21 protein-coding genes are annotated in these 19198 nt (G+C 35.5%); 7 read left to right on the top strand and 14 right to left on the bottom strand.

Translation table 11 applies throughout. From position 1 onward, the window contains the following. Positions 1-73 precede the first annotated feature (73 nt). Positions 74-511, top strand: coding sequence for a YndM family protein (locus tag A6J74_RS01935; RefSeq protein ID WP_001013100.1), 438 nt, complete (start codon positions 74-76; stop codon positions 509-511). A gap of 128 nt (positions 512-639) precedes the next feature. On the opposite strand, the gene A6J74_RS01930 is transcribed toward A6J74_RS01935, so the two are convergent. From A6J74_RS01930 to A6J74_RS01920, 3 genes are read right to left on the bottom strand one after another with little or no spacing between them, the layout of a single operon-like run. Continuing rightward, a complete protein-coding gene (locus A6J74_RS01930) occupies positions 640-1170 on the bottom strand; it encodes a cysteine hydrolase family protein (RefSeq protein WP_000709520.1) in 531 nt (176 codons plus the stop codon). Positions 1171-1211: 41 nt separating this feature from the next. Then, on the bottom strand, positions 1212-1751 hold the full coding sequence (locus A6J74_RS01925) for a GNAT family N-acetyltransferase (protein ID WP_000898791.1): 540 nt from the start codon (positions 1749-1751) through the stop codon (positions 1212-1214). A 9-nt stretch (positions 1752-1760) separates the two neighbouring features. Then, the gene (locus tag A6J74_RS01920; protein ID WP_225988035.1) at positions 1761-2027 is read right to left on the bottom strand and encodes a YfzA family protein; all 267 of its coding nucleotides are present in this window, start codon (positions 2025-2027) and stop codon (positions 1761-1763) included. Between the two features lie 141 nt (positions 2028-2168). Here A6J74_RS01920 and A6J74_RS01915 point away from each other — a divergent pair, with 141 nt between their 5' ends. Beyond that, on the top strand, positions 2169-2690 hold the full coding sequence (locus tag A6J74_RS01915; RefSeq protein WP_000987481.1) for a kinase: 522 nt from the start codon (positions 2169-2171) through the stop codon (positions 2688-2690). A gap of 39 nt (positions 2691-2729) precedes the next feature. On the opposite strand, the gene A6J74_RS01910 is transcribed toward A6J74_RS01915, so the two are convergent. The 4 genes from A6J74_RS01910 to A6J74_RS01895 all read right to left on the bottom strand — a co-directional run bounded on the left by A6J74_RS01910 (position 2730) and on the right by A6J74_RS01895 (position 6284). Further along, positions 2730-3395, bottom strand: a complete 666-nt coding sequence (locus A6J74_RS01910) for a hypothetical protein (RefSeq protein ID WP_000206092.1) — start codon at positions 3393-3395, stop codon at positions 2730-2732. 52 nt (positions 3396-3447) lie between these two features. Continuing rightward, the gene (locus A6J74_RS01905) at positions 3448-3870 is read right to left on the bottom strand and encodes an SMI1/KNR4 family protein (protein ID WP_000665933.1); all 423 of its coding nucleotides are present in this window, start codon (positions 3868-3870) and stop codon (positions 3448-3450) included. 204 nt (positions 3871-4074) lie between these two features. After that, complete coding sequence (gene entB / locus A6J74_RS01900) at positions 4075-5577, bottom strand: cell wall-binding protein EntB (protein ID WP_080609275.1); 1503 nt, start codon at positions 5575-5577, stop codon at positions 4075-4077. Positions 5578-5792: 215 nt separating this feature from the next. Beyond that, a complete protein-coding gene (locus tag A6J74_RS01895) occupies positions 5793-6284 on the bottom strand; it encodes a hypothetical protein (protein WP_000077241.1) in 492 nt (163 codons plus the stop codon). Between the two features lie 180 nt (positions 6285-6464). On the opposite strand from A6J74_RS01895, the gene A6J74_RS01890 reads away from it, so the two are divergent. Together A6J74_RS01890 and A6J74_RS01885 are read left to right on the top strand one after the other, a co-directional pair. Further along, positions 6465-6845, top strand: a complete 381-nt coding sequence (locus tag A6J74_RS01890) for a VOC family protein (protein ID WP_000687540.1) — start codon at positions 6465-6467, stop codon at positions 6843-6845. 51 nt (positions 6846-6896) lie between these two features. Next, positions 6897-7382 (top strand): GNAT family N-acetyltransferase, encoded by a 486-nt coding sequence (locus tag A6J74_RS01885; RefSeq protein WP_001171007.1) that lies wholly within the window; start codon positions 6897-6899, stop codon positions 7380-7382. Positions 7383-7481: 99 nt separating this feature from the next. On the opposite strand, the gene A6J74_RS01880 is transcribed toward A6J74_RS01885, so the two are convergent. The 3 genes from A6J74_RS01880 to A6J74_RS01870 form a co-directional block, all read right to left on the bottom strand. Next, complete coding sequence (locus A6J74_RS01880) at positions 7482-8027, bottom strand: NADPH-dependent FMN reductase (RefSeq protein ID WP_000335421.1); 546 nt, start codon at positions 8025-8027, stop codon at positions 7482-7484. Positions 8028-8314: 287 nt separating this feature from the next. After that, on the bottom strand, positions 8315-8851 hold the full coding sequence (locus tag A6J74_RS01875; protein ID WP_001172119.1) for a DinB family protein: 537 nt from the start codon (positions 8849-8851) through the stop codon (positions 8315-8317). Between the two features lie 111 nt (positions 8852-8962). Continuing rightward, the gene (locus A6J74_RS01870; RefSeq protein WP_001259285.1) at positions 8963-10009 is read right to left on the bottom strand and encodes a DUF2332 domain-containing protein; all 1047 of its coding nucleotides are present in this window, start codon (positions 10007-10009) and stop codon (positions 8963-8965) included. A 376-nt stretch (positions 10010-10385) separates the two neighbouring features. On the opposite strand from A6J74_RS01870, the gene A6J74_RS01865 reads away from it, so the two are divergent. Then, a complete protein-coding gene (locus tag A6J74_RS01865) occupies positions 10386-11888 on the top strand; it encodes a malate:quinone oxidoreductase (RefSeq protein ID WP_000069153.1) in 1503 nt (500 codons plus the stop codon). 61 nt (positions 11889-11949) lie between these two features. Here A6J74_RS01865 and lsrB read toward each other — a convergent pair whose 3' ends face one another. The 4 genes from lsrB to A6J74_RS01845 are packed head-to-tail and all read right to left on the bottom strand — an operon-like array spanning position 11950 to position 16407. After that, positions 11950-12993 (bottom strand): autoinducer 2 ABC transporter substrate-binding protein LsrB, encoded by a 1044-nt coding sequence (gene lsrB / locus A6J74_RS01860; protein WP_000823645.1) that lies wholly within the window; start codon positions 12991-12993, stop codon positions 11950-11952. Continuing rightward, positions 12990-13979, bottom strand: coding sequence for an ABC transporter permease (locus A6J74_RS01855; protein WP_000683486.1), 990 nt, complete (start codon positions 13977-13979; stop codon positions 12990-12992). The genes lsrB and A6J74_RS01855 overlap by 4 nt, the downstream gene beginning before the upstream one ends. Beyond that, positions 13976-14929 carry an ABC transporter permease subunit gene (locus tag A6J74_RS01850; RefSeq protein WP_000827681.1) on the bottom strand — a complete coding sequence of 318 codons (954 nt, stop codon included), beginning with the start codon at positions 14927-14929 and terminating at the stop codon, positions 13976-13978. The genes A6J74_RS01855 and A6J74_RS01850 overlap by 4 nt, the downstream gene beginning before the upstream one ends. Next, positions 14926-16407: a sugar ABC transporter ATP-binding protein gene (locus A6J74_RS01845; protein ID WP_000427975.1), complete on the bottom strand. Its 1482-nt coding sequence runs from the start codon at positions 16405-16407 to the stop codon at positions 14926-14928. The genes A6J74_RS01850 and A6J74_RS01845 overlap by 4 nt, the downstream gene beginning before the upstream one ends. A 270-nt stretch (positions 16408-16677) precedes the next feature. On the opposite strand from A6J74_RS01845, the gene A6J74_RS01840 reads away from it, so the two are divergent. Together A6J74_RS01840 and lsrK are read left to right on the top strand one after the other, a co-directional pair. Next, positions 16678-17628, top strand: a complete 951-nt coding sequence (locus A6J74_RS01840) for a sugar-binding transcriptional regulator (protein ID WP_002048403.1) — start codon at positions 16678-16680, stop codon at positions 17626-17628. Further along, on the top strand, positions 17628-19190 hold the full coding sequence (gene lsrK, locus A6J74_RS01835) for an autoinducer-2 kinase (RefSeq protein ID WP_000105708.1): 1563 nt from the start codon (positions 17628-17630) through the stop codon (positions 19188-19190). The genes A6J74_RS01840 and lsrK overlap by 1 nt, the downstream gene beginning before the upstream one ends. Positions 19191-19198: the final 8 nt, after the last annotated feature.

The raw sequence follows: 19198 nt of genomic DNA, 5'->3' as shown, positions 1-19198 counted from the left end.
TTAAATATATTAGTTACAATGTATGAACTCCTGAGTTTATTGCAAAACTATGTATAAATCGGAGGTGTAACTATTGAATGGTTTTACTGTAGTACTTATCAAATTCATATCATGCATTATCGCATTTAGTATCGGACTAGCTTTATTTTTCCCTGCAACGTTCGTCCAAATTATTTCATTCAGTCTTTTTGTGACAATCGTATCTTATATGTTCGTTGATAAAATTATTTTAAATCGCATTGGCAATACTGGTGCCATTATGACAGATTTCTTATTAGCGTATTTAAGCGTTTGGATTTTCGGTAATATTTTATTAGACAACTACATGCAAATTGCATGGGGAAGTATCCTTTCAGCGATTGTCTTCACATTATCAGAAGTAATTGTACATCGCTTCTCTAACTCACACACAAGACATCACAACGATAATATTCATATTAATCGCCGATTTGCATATGGTACGGAGTTTGCTGAAGAACAGAATGTATTGGATAAAGATAAGAAGAAGTAACATCTTGATGAAGGAGCTCCCTTTTTAATCATGTGGGCTCCTTTTTCTGTACTATCATTTCGGTACATGAAATTATATAGACTTACCAACAATATTTGATATGTTATCTTCAAATAAAAAACTGCCTCTTATTTAGAGGCAGCCACTTTCAAATCTTTTAACGTCACAACATCAGCAAACGCTCCAAACACTACGTTATGATGCTTCACAATATCTTCAGCACGTAACACATCTGTATCAAATGTACTATGTGCATCACTTACTAACGTTACTTTATACCCTTCACTACATGCTCTGCGCGTTGTCGTATCCACACAGTACTCTGTTTGCATGCCTGAAATAATAACATGTTCAATTCCTTTTTCTTGTAACACTTCGTTTAAGTTTGTTTTATGGAATGAATCTGGCGTCGTCTTTTCAACGATACTATCACCCTCTTTTGGTGCAATTGCCGCATGCACCTCCCAGCCATCTGTCCCTTTTTCTAACGGGTGATCTTTTGGCCCGTTATGTTGGACATACATAACCGGAATATCATTTGAGCGACATTCCCCAATGAGTTCTTGTAATGTTTCTAAAAACTTTTCCCCATTATGTACTGGTATTCCTGCTGTATACATACCTGCTTGTACATCAATTACTATTAATGCTTTTTTCATTTCGCTCATCCCCTTTGTTTGTATAAGCCATTGGATATTCACTATAGTTGTTTATATTCTATCATCCAACAATCTTCTAATTTCCCCTCATGCAGTTCATGTTCCTTTAAAATCTTCACTTTTTTAAATCCGCATTTTTCATAACACTTTATCGCACGTTCATTATTTACTTTTGGATCCATTGCGATTGCTTCCGCCCCCACGTTCTCTACAATATATGTAATCGCTGCTTGAACGAGTTTTGTTCCGATTCCCTTTCCCCAAAAGGTCGGTTCTCCGATAAATTGATCCATCCCCCATATATTTTGCGATTCTTCATATCCATATAACGCTTTCCATTCAGAATCAACTTGGTACATTTGAATGTATCCGATCGGCACTTCATCAAATTCTATTAAACATCTTTTTTCATGGCTGTTTGGATTATGTATAAAATGAGTAAGCACCATTTCTACAGATTGCGGATTATCGCGTCCTTCGTAATACTGCAAAACTTCTGGGTCTGTTAACCATTTAGACATGATAGGTGCGTCATCTTCTATTACGTACCTAACCAATAAATCTCCTTTTTGAAAAAGCATGTGACACCTCTATTGTTCCTGTATATTTTTCTTTACTATTACATCTTTACTTGCACCTACTAGTGCATATGGTAGTAATGTTATCGCAAAAAATATTGTAAATACATTCAATTGCGAGATTTTATATGGTGTGAACCATTCCGTGAAAAATTGAGAATGTAAAACTCTATTAAAAAACTCTCCGCCCAGTCTAAAGTTTGGTTTCCATTCAGTAACATCACAAATAATAAAAATGAATTGTACAATTAAAAATGCCCCTAAATACCGAAACCAAATTCAATTCCAAATCGGCTGCACTTTATTTAATGTATCTTCCATCTAGCTCTCACCTTTTTTATTTCTATCATATTGATTATACACTTTCCTCACTTTATTTGTTAAAATTTTCTATACAATCAAAGATGTTGGGGGAAATATATGATGTCTAATCCTATACAAAAATCAACTTTAATTATCCTTCGGGGAAACTCCGCAAGTGGCAAAACAACAATCGCAAAGGAACTGCAAGAACATTTCGGGCAAGGTACACTATTAGTCTCACAAGATGTCGTGCGTAGAGATATGCTAAAAGTACACGACACAATGGGTAACTTATCTCATGATTTACTATTTGAAATTACAAAGTATGGAAAAGGAAAATGTGAATTTGTTATTTTAGAAGGTATTTTAAACAGTCGTAGATACGGTAATATGCTGAAAGAATTAATACACCACTTTGATGGAAACGCGTATACATACTACTTCGATTTATCATTAGAGGAAACGATCAGACGCCATAATACAAGAGAAAAACGAATTGAGTTTGGAGAGGATTCATTACGAAAATGGTACAATCCTCACGATACAATTGTAGTGAATAGGGAGACTGTTTTTACAGATGCTTTTACGCAAAAAGATATATTTCATGCGATTCTTAATGATGTAACGATACAAAAATAAGACCGACAGAATATGTCAGTCTTATTTTCGTTATGTACTTTATATTTTGGTTTTTATAATTGAACAATCTTTACATAAATAAAAATATATATTCATTTCCCCGAACTGGAAATCAACTACTGAAATAAGTTTCCGTTCCTTAATATCTTGTGTAATTGTAGCAACATACTTCATTTCTTTAGAGCAAGTTGGACATGCAAAATCCTCTGGAAGATCTTCATATAATGGTGCCCCTAATAATCTACAAACATATTCTGAACCGAACAAGTCAAAAGCTTCCCAGTAACTATTCTCATCAGTAGGTATATCTTCATTTTTCATATTTATAAGCTTTACAGTTGTTTTTGGTAATGAAACTGGAAGCTTATCTTCCTCTTCCATTACCCATTCTTCTGTATTTTCTTGCCGTATAATTTGAACTGTTTTACCTCCATTACTTAATTGGAAATATTGTGGCTCCCACACCATTGCACAATTCAAGCATGAAACTAATGGTAAAATATTTAGTTCTCCACTTTTAAGTTCAGCAAGCCGCTCATCATTCAAATCAAAACAAATGATTTGGTGCATCTTCTCACCACATAACTTACATACTGGTAAATGACAATCTTGATCGCCGAAATAATGATTATACAAATCTTTCCCTTCGATTACTCTATACCCTTTCTTTTCATTGCAATATGCGCCATATAATTCCGTTGTCATATTCCATCCTCGCTTTATATAAATGTGATCCACCATATTATATTAATTAACACTAAAAAGCATCGTCTTCCTGCATAGTTTCTATAATAAATCCTTTTAAATTTCGGGCTATTTCTTCCCTTTCCGCATCTTCGTGATACCAAATATATATTTCATCACAAACTATTCCGTTATGTATTTTAAAGCACAATTTATCCCCTGAACCATCGTCACCAATTATCATAAGGTCTTCAGATATATATTCATCTCTCAACTCAATATTTTGTCTAACTACATCATCCCAAGTTTTTGCTACATTTTTATTATCTTTAATAGGATATAATATCCATTCCCCTATTTCAGCGTTATTTACTAATTTAAAAAGATCTCTATATTGTGCTGGGAAAACAACACCTAACTTTTCTTCGGTTTCTTTTATATACAATTCAAATACACCTTGTTTCTTTGTTTCAATAATTTCTCTTACTTCTTTCATACAATACACCTATCCTTTGAACTTAATTACACGAATATGAGTGAAAGTGCTTAGCAAATAATTTAATTTATATATTTCATTATATATTAACCCTTCGTTGCCATCATACTGTTCTTGTCAATTTCTCAATGAATCACACTAACTCAAAAAATAAAAGCCAGCCTCAATAAAGAGAACTGACTTCTATCTAGATAACTATATATATTATAGAATTTTCACTTTAACGGTTTGTCTTCCCCAATTCATAGCTTTACTTTTTGACCCCATTAAAACATCAATGCGATTACCTTTAATTGCACTTCCGGTATCTCCAGCGATAGCTTCTCCATAACCTTCTACCCATACTTTAGATCCTAAAGGAATTACTTTCGGATCAACTGCAATAATTCTCATATTCGGATTAGCCGTTAAATCATGCCCCATCGCAGTTAAAACGCGTCCACCATATGTACCATTTTCACTTGGATCAGCAGTATATGCTGTCGCTACTACCGTTAATTCACGTTTAGCAGACTGTGTGTTATTTTTAGATTCTTCTTTTGCTTTCGCTTCTTCTTTAGCCTTTTCTATTTCTCGAGCTTTCGCTTCTTCCTTAGCCCTTGCTATTTCTTGGGCTTTCGCTTCTTCCTTAGCCCTTGCTATTTCTTGGGCTTTTGCTTCTTCCTTAGCCTTTGCTATTTCTTGGGCTTTTGCTTCTTCCTTAGCCCTTGCTATTTCTTTGGCTTTTGCTTCTTCTTTAGCCTTTGCTATTTCTTGGGCTTTCGCTTCTTCTTTAGCCTTTGCTATTTCTTGGGCTTTCGCTTCTTCTTTAGCCTTTGCTATTTCTTGGGCTTTCGCTTCTTCTTTAGCCTTTGCTATTTCTTGGGCTTTCGCTTCTTCCTTAACTTTTTCTACCTCTTTTACTTTTGCTTCTTCCTTAGCCTTTGCTATTTCTTGTACTTTCGCTTCTTCCTTAGCCTTTGCTATTTCTTGGGCTTTCGCTTCTTCTTTAACTTTTTCTACCTCTTTTACTTTTGCTTCTTCCTTAGGCTTCGCTATTTCTTGTACTTTTGTTTCTTCTTTAGGCTTCGCTATTTCTTGCACTTTCTTTTCTTCCTTACCTTTTGCTACTTCTTGTACTTTTACTTCTTCCAGCATTTTTGTTGTTTCTTTTGTTTTTGCTATTTCCTGTATTTTTGCTACTTTCTGCGTTTTGGCTTCTTCCTTAGCTTTTACCGCTTTTTGTACTTTCGCTACTTGCTTCGTTTTCTCTCCAGCTTTCTTTTCACTTGGTGCTGTACTTGATAGGAAAGAAACATTTGCATAAGCTGTTTTTCCTTTATACTCAAATTGTAGCCATCCGTCTTTTGCTTGATGCGTTGATTCAATTACATCATCTTTTTTCAGTCTACCAAGAATTTCTGATTCTGTGTTTGCTTCAGAGCGTACATTTAACAAGTTTGCTGTTACATGATAAATATCTTTTGTAAACTCCGAACTTACAAACAATTCTTTACCATTTAAATCAATTTTTGACCATCCTTCTTCGGTATTTATTACTTTTAACTTTTGTCCTTCTTTTACTTTTTCGATAACTTTTGATTCCGTAGTTGGCTTTTCACGTACGTTGAGTACATCCGCTGTTACGATCGTTTCTGCGATAGCAGATGTAGTAAAAGCCCCCAATCCAAAAACTGTTGCTGTTGCTGCGCCAATTATTTTTTTCATATTAGCCTCCATTGCTTTTTTTGGGTTTTATGAAATGCTCCCATAAAATTAGGTAATTTCACGGAATATCAAAACATTTGCAACGATATATTTATACTGCCTAATATAACGTTATTAAAACCCTTTACTCCAATAGTATCAAATTCTCATTTTTAATTCTATAAATTATCAATCTCTTTATCTTATATAAACGTTTCTAATCCTTTTTCTTTTTACTAAATAGTCGTTGCAATTCCTGCCAGAAATAAACTTACAATTGCTAAAAATGAAGTACCGACTATAGCCCCTCTTAAATGGAACATGTAATCTTTATATCCCTTCATCCCATCCGTACAAGGAATAACAACAAACCTCGGAGTAATCCAGCAAAAAATAAGCCAATCAATTATAATTAAATCTACTAAATTGAAGATCATTAAAATGCCTAAAGTATGTAAATAAGCTTCAATATACAATAATTTTTCTTGTTGATGTAGTATATATGTAGAAACGAAAGGAGTACCGAAAAGAATTATATTGTATGCAATATTAAAGTAAATCGTTTGCTTTTTTTCATGAATTGATTTCGGAAGAACTACCTTTTGAATATCTTTCGGATAATCATTTAATGATAGACGAGGATTATAATATACAGACCCCAATATCATTACGGAAAGTACAATAGACATAATGACACCAGCGTACATCATTTGCTCAAATTGACTCATAAGCCTCATTCACCCTTTTCTGTAATTCCTATGTAAGTCATTCACTTAATTACACATTGTATGTACGGACACAACTAAAAATTAAAAATTATCTTTTTTGCCAAATCAAATCCCTTGTAATATAAATACAGTTTTTATACAGTGAAAGCCTAATTAGTACAGATAGGATTGGTGGAACCTATGAAAATTGAACATATCGCAATTTGGGTAAATGATTTAGAATTAATGCGTGATTTTTATATAAAATACTTTAACGGTAAATCAAACTCTTTATATCATAATGAAGCGAAACAATTTGAATCTTATTTTATTACGTTCAAATCTGGAGCAAGGATCGAACTAATGCGTAAAAAAGGTATAGAAAACCAGCCTAACCTTCATATAACTGGCTATGCACATATGGCTTTTTCTGTCGGTAGTGAAGAACGTGTAAATACATTTACTACAACATTACAAGATGATGGTTACCCTTTATTAAGTGGACCTCGTTTCACTGGAGATGGATATTACGAAAGTGTGATAGGCGATCCGGAAGGTAATCAAATTGAAATTACGATTTAGCTTACTTTTTCTTTTCTGAAGAACAAATAAAAATTGGTTTGGAGGAATATTATGCAAAAGCTATATTTTACTAAATATGGAGCAACAGATTTCAATCAATATTTCCAACTCGTATCAAATGAAGAAGTGATGGCGCAAATTACCGAGCGTGCCATTCCGTTAGATGAGGCACAAAATGACTTTGAAAAATTGTTAAAGCGCAACGAAAAGCATCGGCTATTTGGCTCCTATAAAGTGTATGACTCTATTACAAATGAATATATCGGCCTTGGACACGTTACACTCAGTGAGGAAAATGAAAAAGAGGCTGAAATTGGTTATATGATTTTGCCAGGATACTGGGGAAAGAGATATGGTAGTGCGATTGCAAAGGAATTAATGCATATAGCGAAGCAAACAGAAGTAAACGTATTAAAAGCAATTATTGATCCGAATAATATCCCCTCTCGTAAAATATTATTAAACTTCGGTTTTACATCTGAAAAAGTTTGCGAGATTGATGGATTGCCTGGGGAGATTTTGAGTACATATATTTAACTATATAAAAAAGCAGTGCTACATTTGAACTAACCGTAGCATTGCTTTTATCTTTTATTATTATAAAAGTCCATTTTCACTTTAATACGAACTAAATCATTATTTCTTTATCTCGTCTACTACACTTTGAACTAAAGAGATAAGAGCTTCCTTTGTATCCTCATCTGTTACCTTTGCATCATTACTAAATTTAGTGCGCGCTGATGAGATTAATAGCGAACCATTTTGAACGACAATTGTATCTAGCATACCTAGCGTAAGTAATAATGATTCATGAGCTTTATCCCCTCCAGCAATCGACGGTGAAGCTGTTATAATAGCAACTGGCTTTTTATAAAGTTCCGCTGATGAAACAAGCCATTCTAATGCATTCTTCAAAACTCCTGGAATACTTTTTGCGTACTCTGGTGTACAAATAATAAGTGCATGTGCCTCACTTAATGTCTTTCGAAATTTTTCAACAACAATCGGTGCTCCAACTCGATCTACATCCGGATTAAAATGAGGTAGTTCCCCTATCCCATTATAAATAGTGTAATCTATACCTTCTGGAATAAATGCTGCTAAAGTTTTTAATACGTTTGTGTTGGATGACCCTTCCCTAATACTTCCTGAAATCGCTATGACCCTTTTGTATTTACACATATGATCCCCCTAAGAACATCATACTGATACAGCCATAGAAAAATCAAAAATATTGAATCATTTAACAAATGTACATCCGTTAAATTTGTTTACATAATAATATTATGAGTATAAAAAACGAATCAGTTATTACTTTCACCGTTTTTCATTTAGTCTCTACATACCACGCACTATTCCACCACCGAAAGTAAAACTTTCTCAAGCTCTTTTTTAGACAACATACTATCGTTTATATACACTTGGTATGCATTTCTTCCTTTTTTTGCAGGTACTACTATTTTTTTATTTTAACATGCTGGATATGCATTAGAACCCAAATAACGTTCTTTTATAATTTGACGATGATGAAGCTCATGACCAGCGATAATGTTTGCTAATGCAAGAACCGTGACTTCAGAATTGTTCGCGATTCCCCTTTGTAACCAGGCTTCTTTATCTAAACTTTTAAGCAAATGCACAGTAGATTGGCGAACAACTATTAAATTCTCAAGAAGATCTTGCATAGATTGCTTATCAAAAGCTGCTCTAAGAACATACATATCATCGTTATATCCAGGAAGTTCTGCTGTCTCGCCTCTTGCTATGGAAAGCAATCGATATGCCATAATACGTTCAGTATCCACAATATGACCGATTACTTCTTTTATACTCCATTTATTAGGAGCATATCGAAAATGTCCCTCACTATCAGAAATATCTTTCAATAAAAGATTTGTTTCCTTCATTTGTTGCTCTAGAATACGTATGATATCTCCATTTGGTATTAAATTTATGTACGTTGAATAATACGGATTATATTCATTTGCGTCTGGTCTCTTTTGCATGCTTATCATCCTTTTTATCTTATCTTTATATACAACTTATCATAAAGTATTATCATATTAATCAGATAATTTAAATTCTAAAACAAAAGGTCCCCTTCCTATAGAATTACATTAACAAAGCGACTCATCCCCAAGCTTCCAACTAAACCATCTCCCATGCCCTTCCGTTTCCCCAACAGTTTCACGATATTCGTTTCCGTTAATATAATAATCAATATGAAGATCACGATCCCACATGTTGTTATATAGGTGGAATACATCACGTTTTGCACCAATTTCTTTCATTTGTTTTTCTAGCGTATGTTTTACATTTTCAGGTATTTGGTTTGCCACATGTGTATGGAAAATACAAATAACAGCATCTTCCCTTATTTGATTTACAATGGCCGGAAGAAGCGCTACACCGTCCCCTTCAATTAATTGCACTGATTTTTCTTTTACAAGCGTCGCTGCTTGGTCAAACATTTCAAGCCTTTCTTTATGTTCTGGCCAAATGAGTGCACGTAGCCATAAATAATTTTCCTCATTATGTAAATCATTCACATGTAAATCAAGCCCGATTCTTTCTACGACAGGCGGACTTTGTTTTAGAAAACGCGGCACATTCTCCCCTCTTATTTCAGAAGTTACATGCACATTTGAATTTACATTTCCGTACATTTCATCCGTTCCGTACGAATAACGGTATTGGTCCCAGAACAATTGTAATCCAGAGCTTGTCCCAATTTCAATTAATGCTACTGGTTTATTCACTTTGTTAAATATGTAACAGAAACTTGGGTATAAGTATGCACACCTCCTTACTTCATTTGTTTGAACGAGTTTTGTTTGTAACAAAGTAATGATTTCTTCTCGGTATTCTTTACAGAAACCTTTAAAATAATCAAAAGCTTTATCTAAATTTGTTTCGGCATTTTCAACTAAACTACTATAATACGTTTTTAAATGATGTTCTTTCCCTGCAAGCAATAAATAATGTACTGCACCTAATAATAAGTTTGGGACTGGTTGACCTACCTGAGCATAGGACGATAGTGTAAGTACTTCCTCATCTTCAGCAATTTTCATTGATAAATATTCATATAAATCACTTAACCCTTTACATTCCTTTATTGAAAAGTTTCGAAATAAGTTTGAAATTTGCTCTTTTGTACGCATTAAAGTCCCTCCTTTTTTTCAGAATAATCTTACCATTACCGAGAGAAAAACCCCATAAAAAGGTACTCGATTTAGTCACTTAAGGATACGTAAGCTTTTTCGAGATAATTTCAAACTGTAATTTTTTTCTATTCATTAACTGAAAAGTGCTTGTTAAATAAGAATTTTGGCAAATAAAACGTTAAATAGTTTAAAATTATCAGATAACACTAGATATTTTAGTCTATTAATTATTATAATAGAGTATGAGATGGTTATATAATTGAGACAAAAAAGGTATACACCTAGGTGGGGCCTAGGCGGTGTTTCTCTTTTACGGCTTAGACATAGAAAACACCTACTCTTTTTTGCCAATATAGGGGATGGAGAGATTATCATGAGCAACATGCAGCAAAAAACAGACGTTATCTTAATTGGTGCAGGAATTATGAGTGCAACGTTAGGCTCATTACTAAAAGAATTAGCACCTGAATGGGAAATTAAAGTTTTTGAAAAACTCGCAAGTGCCGGGGAAGAAAGCTCTAACGAATGGAATAATGCAGGTACAGGGCATTCTGCGCTATGCGAACTGAACTATACTTCCGAAAAATCTGACGGATCTATAGATATTAGTAAGGCTGTAAAAGTGAATGAGCAATTCCAGCTTTCAAGACAATTTTGGGCATATCTTGTAAAAAGCAAATTAATTCGTAATCCACAAGATTTTATTATGCCACTTCCTCATATGAGTTTAGTAGAAGGGGAAAAAAATGTAGAGTTTCTAAAAAATCGTTTTGAAGCGCTTTCAAAAAATCCACTGTTTCAAGGAATGGAGTTTTCTGATGCTCCTGAAACATTAAAAAAATGGCTTCCTCTCATTATGGAAGGTCGTACATCTAATGAACCGATGGCTGCAACGAAGATTGACTCTGGAACAGATGTTAACTTCGGTGCATTAACACGTATGTTGTTTGATTACTTACAAACGAAAAATGTCGAGCTAAACTACAAACATAGTGTCGAAAATATTAAACGCACGAAAAATGGTTTGTGGGAAGTAAAAGTACACGATATGAATAGTGGTAAAATTGAGCATCATACTGCAAAATTTGTCTTTATCGGTGGCGGTGGCGGTAGCCTACCTCTACTACAAAAGACAGGTATTCCTGAATCAAAACATATCGGTGGATTCCCAGTAAGTGGACTATTTATGGTATGTAAAAATCAAAAAGTCATTGAGCAACATCATGCAAAAGTATACGGTAAAGCTAAAGTTGGTGCTCCGCCAATGTCTGTACCTCATCTGGATACGAGATATATAGATAATAAAAAAGCTTTACTGTTCGGACCGTTCGCAGGGTTCTCACCTAAATTCTTAAAAACTGGTTCAAATCTTGACTTAATCGGTTCTGTTAAACCGAATAACGTCTTAACGATGTTAGCTGCTGGTGTAAAAGAAATGGGACTTACAAAATACTTAATTCAGCAAGTTATGTTATCACATGAAAAACGTATGGAAGAATTACGCGAATTCATTCCGAACGCGAAAAGTGAAGATTGGGATATTGTAGTTGCTGGGCAACGTGTACAAGTAATTAAAGATACTGATGCTGGCGGTAAAGGTACACTTCAATTCGGCACAGAAGTTGTAAGTGCAGCTGACGGATCAATCGCTGCATTACTAGGTGCTTCACCAGGTGCTTCTACTGCCGTTCACGTCATGCTTGAAGTATTAGAAAAATGTTTCCCTGATCGTATATTAGGATGGGAAGAAAAAATAAAAGAAATGATTCCTTCTTATGGCATTTCTCTTACTGAAAATCCAAGACTATTCCAAGATTTACACACTTCAACTGGACGTACACTTGGATTAAACGAAAAAGAAACTGTTCATAATTAATGAATACATTCACAAAATGACATAATAAAAACGTCCGATATATTCGGACGTTTTTTCTTCATTAAAAATTATACTTATCAATATTATCTTTCGTAAAGACAACTCGCTCTGGTAATACGATAATTCCGTTTCCTTCTGCCTCATAGTCATATCCTTGTATGGAGTTAGGCTCTACTTTCACTTTTCCGATACCTTTTACTTCGAAGCTATCCCCTACTTTTAACTTCTTCCCTTTTACAACAATTTCATTTGCTACATATGTTGCGAGAGCCCCTTGCTGTTTTACATCCCATAATCCAAATTGTTGTACTGTTCCTCGTTTTACATAATCACGCATAACGTTCGGCGTAGAAAATCCAGTTACAACTACTTTTTTATCCATTTTTAAATTTTCTGCTGCTTGTGCCATTGCTGGAAGTGCTGTTGCATCTGGACAAATGACTGCGTTTATATCAGGATACGTTTTTAATATGTTCTCCCCTACTGACAAAGACTTTTGCGCATTATTTTCACCATACTGAGTCGTTACAATTTCCCAGTTCGGATATTTCTTTTTAATTATTTCTTTCGCCTTCGTTACCCATTGGTTTTGATCCGTTACAGTTGGACTTGAATAAAAGAATGCTACTTTTCCTTTATCTCCAATTTGCTTTGAAGTCATTTCAATCAATACATTAGCAAGTTGATCTGGTGTTCCTTGACTTATATAAAAAGAACGATCTTTCGGATTCACATCAGAATCCCACGTTAACACTGTCATCCCTTTTTTCTTAGCACGTTGCAGTGATTGTGATAGGCCGTCCACCGACGTAGAAGAAACCATTAGTGCATCATAGTTTTGGTTAATAAAATTGTTTATATATTTTACTTGTCCTGATACACTCGCTTCAGACGGTCCATCATATTTTACTTGTACACCTAGCTTATCCCCCATCTCTTTCGCGCCTTCACCACCTGATGTGAAGAAACCAACTCCAGTTAATTTCGGGATGAATGCAAATTTTACATCATCAGCCTTTTTCTTATCTGCTGTTTGACTAGAGCAAGCAATTAAACCGATTAAACAAATACATACAATAATAACAATCCCCAGTTTTCTCTTCATGACATTTCCCCCTTATGCAAATTTCTTCTTTTTCCCGCTAAGAATGGATGTACTTTGAAATGTCTCATAATAACTGAAAGAATAAGGATAATACCAATCACTACATTGGATTGTTCATTAGTTAAGCCTGTCATTTGCAAGCCATACTGCATTAGTCCTATAAATACACTCGCTAGTACAGTACCGATAATACTTCCTTTTCCCCCTGTAATAAGTGTCCCGCCTAATACGACTGCTGTAATGATCGGTAAAATTGTTTCACTTCCCATATCAGCACGTGCGGAACCAAAATATGCAGTTAAGAAAGCTCCCCCTAATCCACCTCCTAACCCAGAAATTATATAAGCGATGATGACTACTTTCTCCGTTTTGATTCCGGTGTATTTCGCTGCATTTTCGTTTGCGCCTGTTAATTTTACGTGGCGCCCATATATGGTACGATGAAACAATACAGTGCATAAAACAGTTAATACGATTAGGATCCATAATAGATTAGGTATTCCTACTAAACTACCATTTGCCAGTTGCACATACGCATCAGGTAAACCACTTATTCCTTCGTATCCAGAAGCGCCCGCACCTCCTGAAATGACGAGTGCAATTCCTCCGTATAAAAACATCGTTCCGAGTGTAACGACAAGTGGTTCTACACCTGTCATTTTTATAATGATTCCGTTTAAAGCGCCTGCTAAGCAACTTATTATTAGGGCGATTATGACAGCAAACAAAATAGGTATTCCGCTCATCCAAAGTACACCAATCAAAATCGAAGTGAGCCCCATTATTGAGCCGACCGATACATCAATTCCTCCTGTTACAATAACGAAAGTCATTGGTATCGCCGCGATTGCGATAAATAGGAAATCATTTGTACTAAAAAGGAGATTACTAACGTTGAAGAAATCACTATTTAGAAAACTAAAGAGAATGAATTCTATAAGAAGGAATACGATTAGAACACCTTCCCATCTGTAAACATGCTTCATATATTCATCCTCCTTTCTGCTCTCCACTTTTTCATTACACTATCTAATATAATAATAAGTAATAGTAAAAATCCTGAAATAGCATTATTCCAAAATGCTGGTATTTTTAAAAAGACGAGTGAACTGCTTATTGCTTCTAAAAATAATGCACCTAATGCGGCCCCAAATATAGAACCTGTTCCCCCTTTTAAATGAATTCCTCCTAGCACAGCAGCTGCGATAACCTGTAGTTCTATTCCTGTACCTGTTTGATTTGGAACGAACCCGATATTCATAACAAAAATGCAACCAGCAAGTGCCGCACTTAAGCTCGATATAATAAACGCATTTATCTTCACTTTATTAACAGGTATCCCAATGAGTCTTGCACCATTTTCATTATCACCTACCGCATAAAAGTATCTTCCGTACGGCACTTTCATTAAAAAGAAATAGAGTAGTAGTAAAATAATAAGAACAATCCATACAGTTATCGGTAGACCAAGTATGACGATAGATGACAGCTGCTTAAAATCGTTTGGAATATCTTCAATCCACTTCCCGCCTGTGAAGATTAACATTGCACCTCTAATAATTCCTAGCATGCCTAATGTCATAATAATGGCTGGTACCCGAAACTTCGCAACGCCAATCCCGTTTAAGAAACCGATAATAGTGCCAAGTATCATAGTAGCAACAATTGAAAAGAATGCACTATACCCGTTCGTTAACAACATTCCGCAAACCGCTGCGCTTAATCCCATAATCGAGCCAACTGATACGTCTATATTTTTCGTAAATAAGACGAAAGATTGGCCAATTGCTAGAACGACTAAAATAACGCTTGATTTCATCATTAAAGATAACGAGTTAAACTGAACAAAACTAGGATTTATCATTCCGACAATGGCTATATACATAAGTAGTAACAGTATGATAGACGTTTCGTGCATTTTATACATGCGTTTCATTCCGTTACACCCCCGTATGCAAGACGTGTAACTTCACCTACACTCATTTGTTCTTTCTCTAAATGAGAAACAAATTGACCATTTCGCATTACATATACACGGTTAGAAAATTGGACAATTTCCTCAATATCTGAAGAGATCATTAATATGGCGAGTCCTTCCCCTTTCATTTTTTCTATCGCCCCATACACTTCAAGTCTTGCTTTTGCATCAATTCCGCGCGTCGGTTCATCGAGAATAATAATTTTTGGGTTACATGCTAAATATTTCGCAAGCACGACTTTTTGCTGATTACCTCCTGATAAAGATGCCAGTTCTTCATTCATGTTTGGCACAACAATTCGAAACTGGTCTATATACGACTTCACTAAAGCGCTTTCTTTTTCTCGGCTAATAAAAAAACGATTATTTTGCTGTAAACATGCTGCTGTAATATTTTCTGTAACAGATGCGATTGAGAAAATCCCATTCCTCGCCCTATCCTCTGGCACATAAACGATTCCTTCGCCTAGCCTTTTATGCAAAGAAAATGTATCAATAGATTTTCCTTCTAATAAAATAGACCCTGTTTTTATAGATTTCAATCCAAATATCGCTTCTGCTAATTCAGTTCTACCTGATCCAACGATGCCAGCAATACCTACAATTTCTCCAGCGTGTACAGCGAATGATATATTTGAAAATGCGTGGCCAGTTACATTCGTTACTTCTAATATTTTTTTCGTCCTTTCTATCTCTTGAACTACTTCTCTTTTTTCTTCCTGTTTATATCCTTTTGGCAATAGTCCCTCCATCAGCATGTCATAAGTATAGTCACATACATCCCCTTGGCTTATAATCATTCCATCACGTAATATCGCTACTTTATTAGCAATTTCAAAGATTTCTGGAAAACGATGCGTAATGTATATCATCCCAATTCCTTTTTCTTGTAAACTTTTCATCAACACAAAAAGACTCTTCATTTCGTGAGTTGTTAATGTCGATGTTGGCTCATCTAAAATAAGAATCTCGGCTTCTCGTATTAATCCCCTAACGATTTCTACTAATTGTTGCTGCGCAATGGATAACGATGCTCCTAGCTCATAAAGGGCAATATCCCAACCTAAACTGTCCATTAATTGCTGAATCTTTACTTTCAGTTCCTTTTTCTTTCTGTTTAGCCCAATACATATATTTTCTTCAATAGTCATATGCGGAAAAATGAGTGGTTCTTGTGGTATTAAATACATACGTTCTCGATGTGCTTCTGACGGATTTGAAAATTGTTGCCTCTTTCCTTTTACATACATTTCTCCACTATCATACGAATATAACCCCGTTAATATTTTCATTAATGTTGATTTTCCAGCACCATTTCCCCCAACTAAAGCGTATATATCTCCACGCTCTACTTGTAAGTTCACTTCTTTTAGCACAAGTTGATTTGAAAACGCCTTACTCATTTTCTTTACTTGTAATAAGGGTATGTTCTCCACATGATGTCACCTGCCTTTATCCCGCTATTTACTACCCGTTCATGCCCGATTGGTGCGGGCTGAAAATCAGTGGAATGAATAAAACCCCCACTAATTACAGTTTCACTTTATGCAGAACATTTTTTGAGAAAATGATTATTTGTTCTACTTGTTTTGTAGCATTGTATATTCCTTTTTTCATATCTAGAACACTTTTTTCACCAGACGTTTCATCGTTTCAACTGGAATAAACAACATATGTGGCACATATGTTTAAGCATTGGTCAATTGTTGAAAGGGATGAAGAGTATGCCACAGCTGAACTTTGAAGAAAATTTGTTAACAAAAGTCGCTTGGTACTATTATAAAGATCAATTAACACAACAAGAAATCGCTTCACTTCTTCACATTTCAAGAAATAAAGTGGTTCGGTTATTAGATAAGGCGCGCAGTGAAGGAATCGTTACTTTTCACGTAAAAGGGACTGGTTTACACTGTTTGAGCATTGAGCGTGACCTAATGAAAAAATTCAACCTAAAAGATGCTTTCATTATCCCTACTCCAATAGACAATTATGCCACTTCTCTCGGAAAAGCTGCTGCACAATATTTAGAGACTCAGCTCCAGCAAGGCGATTTACTCGGTATTGGCTGGGGAGAAACGATTAGCAAAATGCTAGAAAACATTCATTTTGAAAGTTCTATTAATCTTTCAATCGTAACGCTAACAGGCGGAGTCAACCACTATCTCCCAAGAAAACAAAATTATTTACATTACATGCAAGGTGATCTTCATATTATCCCCACTCCTTTTCTTGCATCTACTACTGAAATGGCAAAAAGTATTTTATCAGAACCGAGTGTGAAAGATATGCTTCATGTCGCTTCACTTGCACAAACGGCAGTTGTCGGTATTGGAGGGTTATCTCAAGATGCTACCATTGTGAGAGAAGAAAAATTAACACTACGTGAAATGACATATATTCGTAGCCAAAACGGTACTGGCGATATTTTAGGACAGTTTTATAATACGAATGGCGATTTATTGGAGCTTCCGCATCACAATCGTCTTATTGGCACGCCGCTCTCTATTCTTCGCAATATGAAACATGTCATTGGTGTTGCTGGAGGTACAGAAAAGATAGATGCAATTTATGGTGCCTTAAAAGGAAAGTTCATTCATACATTAATTACAGATGAGGAAACAGCCCTCTCCTTATTACGAAAGGATGGTGATTGTTAATGTCTACTTTATTAGCTTTTGATGCTGGTACGGGAAGTATTCGAGCTGTACTTTTTGATTTACTCGGTAATCAAATTGCGGTCAGTCAAAAAGAATGGGTTCATAAAACCGACCCTCTTTACCCAGGCTCTATGAATTTTGATGTAATTGAAAACTGGGAGCTAGTACAACAGTGCACGAAAGAAGTTCTACAAAAAAGTAATGTCTCTCCTTCTTCTATTCAAGCTATTAGCGCTACTAGTATGCGAGAAGGTTTTGTTTTATATGATAAAGATGGGCAAGAAATATGGGCTTGTGCAAATGTTGATGGGCGCGCATCCGCTGAAGTTAGTGAACTAAAAGAAATTCGGTCACATCTTGAAGAAGATTTATATACAAGATCTGGGCAAACTTTTTCATTAGGGGCTTTACCTCGCCTACTTTGGATTAAAAAACATGAACCTGAAGTCTATAGCAATATTCATTCTTTTACGATGTTAAATGATTGGATTTTATATAAATTAAGCGGCGTACTGCAAATCGACCCTTCAAACGGTTGTACGTCCGGAATTTTTGATTTACACAATAGAACTTGGGATAACGATGTCGCTAAAGAGTGCGGGATAACTTTACCGTTTTCACCAAAAGTAAATGAAGCTGGCACCGTGATTGGTAATGTTACAAAAGAGTGTGCAGCATTAACTGGTTTACGCGAAGGAATTCCTGTAATCGCCGGGGGCGGAGATGCTCAAATGGCATCACTCGGAACTGGAGTCGTGAAGCCTAATCAAACATTAATATGCGGGGGCAGCTTTTGGCAACAAGAAGTGAATATTACTAAACCAATAACAGATCCGCATGCTGCGATTCGCGTAAATTGCCACGTCGTTCCAAACCTATGGCAATATGAAACGATTGCCTTTTTCCCAGGTCTCGTTATGCGCTGGTTTCGAGATGCCTTTTGCCAAGAAGAAAAGAAACTTGCAGAAAAACTCGGTGTAGATGCTTATGAATTGTTAGAAGAACAAGCGAAAGACGTACCGGTCGGTTCACATGGCATTATCCCTACTTTTTCAAACGTCATGAACTACATTTCTTGGCGTCATGCCGCACCTTCTTTTTTAAATTTAAGCTTAGATGCTGACAAATGTGGAAAAAAAGAAATGTTCCGCGCTATCGAAGAAAATGCCGCCTTCGTTACACTTGGTAACTTAAAATTAATAGAAAATCTAACTGGTACGTTCCCTTCTGAAGTTATTTTTGCTGGTGGCGCCGCTAAAGGAAAACTTTGGCCACAAATTCTTTCAGACGTACTCGGAATTCCTGTTAAAGTACCTGTTGTGAAAGAAGCAGCTGCTTTAGGAACTGCGATTGCTGCTGGTGTTGGTGTTGGCATATATTCATCTATAGGAGAGACTGCCGAACAGTTTGTACAGTGGGAAAATACATTCGAACCAGTTACTGAAAATCACGAACTGTATAAGGCGTTCTATGAAACTTGGAAAACTGTGTATGACAGTCAGCTCACTTTAGCTGATATAGGACTTACATCACATATGTGGATCGCACCAGGTGCACTGTAACACATTAC

It is taken from the genome of Bacillus sp. FDAARGOS_235 (genome assembly GCF_002073415.2).
Lineage (GTDB): Bacteria > Bacillota > Bacilli > Bacillales > Bacillaceae_G > Bacillus_A > Bacillus_A toyonensis.
This window is presented reverse-complemented; position numbering and strand designations above follow the sequence as displayed.

Coding starts and splice junctions, on each gene's coding strand:
- A6J74_RS01905 (WP_000665933.1), bottom strand. CDS start 3,870: ATGAAAGAAGTAAGAGAAATTATTGAAACAAAGAAACAAGGTGTATTT.
- A6J74_RS01880 (WP_000335421.1), bottom strand. CDS start 8,027: ATGTGTAAATACAAAAGGGTCATAGCGATTTCAGGAAGTATTAGGGAA.
- A6J74_RS01885 (WP_001171007.1), top strand. CDS start 6,897: ATGCAAAAGCTATATTTTACTAAATATGGAGCAACAGATTTCAATCAA.
- A6J74_RS01890 (WP_000687540.1), top strand. CDS start 6,465: ATGAAAATTGAACATATCGCAATTTGGGTAAATGATTTAGAATTAATG.
- lsrK (WP_000105708.1), top strand. CDS start 17,628: ATGTCTACTTTATTAGCTTTTGATGCTGGTACGGGAAGTATTCGAGCT.
- A6J74_RS01865 (WP_000069153.1), top strand. CDS start 10,386: ATGAGCAACATGCAGCAAAAAACAGACGTTATCTTAATTGGTGCAGGA.
- A6J74_RS01875 (WP_001172119.1), bottom strand. CDS start 8,851: ATGCAAAAGAGACCAGACGCAAATGAATATAATCCGTATTATTCAACG.
- lsrB (WP_000823645.1), bottom strand. CDS start 12,993: ATGAAGAGAAAACTGGGGATTGTTATTATTGTATGTATTTGTTTAATC.
- A6J74_RS01910 (WP_000206092.1), bottom strand. CDS start 3,395: ATGACAACGGAATTATATGGCGCATATTGCAATGAAAAGAAAGGGTAT.
- A6J74_RS01925 (WP_000898791.1), bottom strand. CDS start 1,751: ATGCTTTTTCAAAAAGGAGATTTATTGGTTAGGTACGTAATAGAAGAT.
- A6J74_RS01930 (WP_000709520.1), bottom strand. CDS start 1,170: ATGAAAAAAGCATTAATAGTAATTGATGTACAAGCAGGTATGTATACA.
- A6J74_RS01850 (WP_000827681.1), bottom strand. CDS start 14,929: ATGAAACGCATGTATAAAATGCACGAAACGTCTATCATACTGTTACTA.
- A6J74_RS01915 (WP_000987481.1), top strand. CDS start 2,169: ATGATGTCTAATCCTATACAAAAATCAACTTTAATTATCCTTCGGGGA.
- A6J74_RS01855 (WP_000683486.1), bottom strand. CDS start 13,979: ATGAAGCATGTTTACAGATGGGAAGGTGTTCTAATCGTATTCCTTCTT.
- A6J74_RS01870 (WP_001259285.1), bottom strand. CDS start 10,009: ATGCGTACAAAAGAGCAAATTTCAAACTTATTTCGAAACTTTTCAATA.
- A6J74_RS01895 (WP_000077241.1), bottom strand. CDS start 6,284: ATGAGTCAATTTGAGCAAATGATGTACGCTGGTGTCATTATGTCTATT.
- entB (WP_080609275.1), bottom strand. CDS start 5,577: ATGAAAAAAATAATTGGCGCAGCAACAGCAACAGTTTTTGGATTGGGG.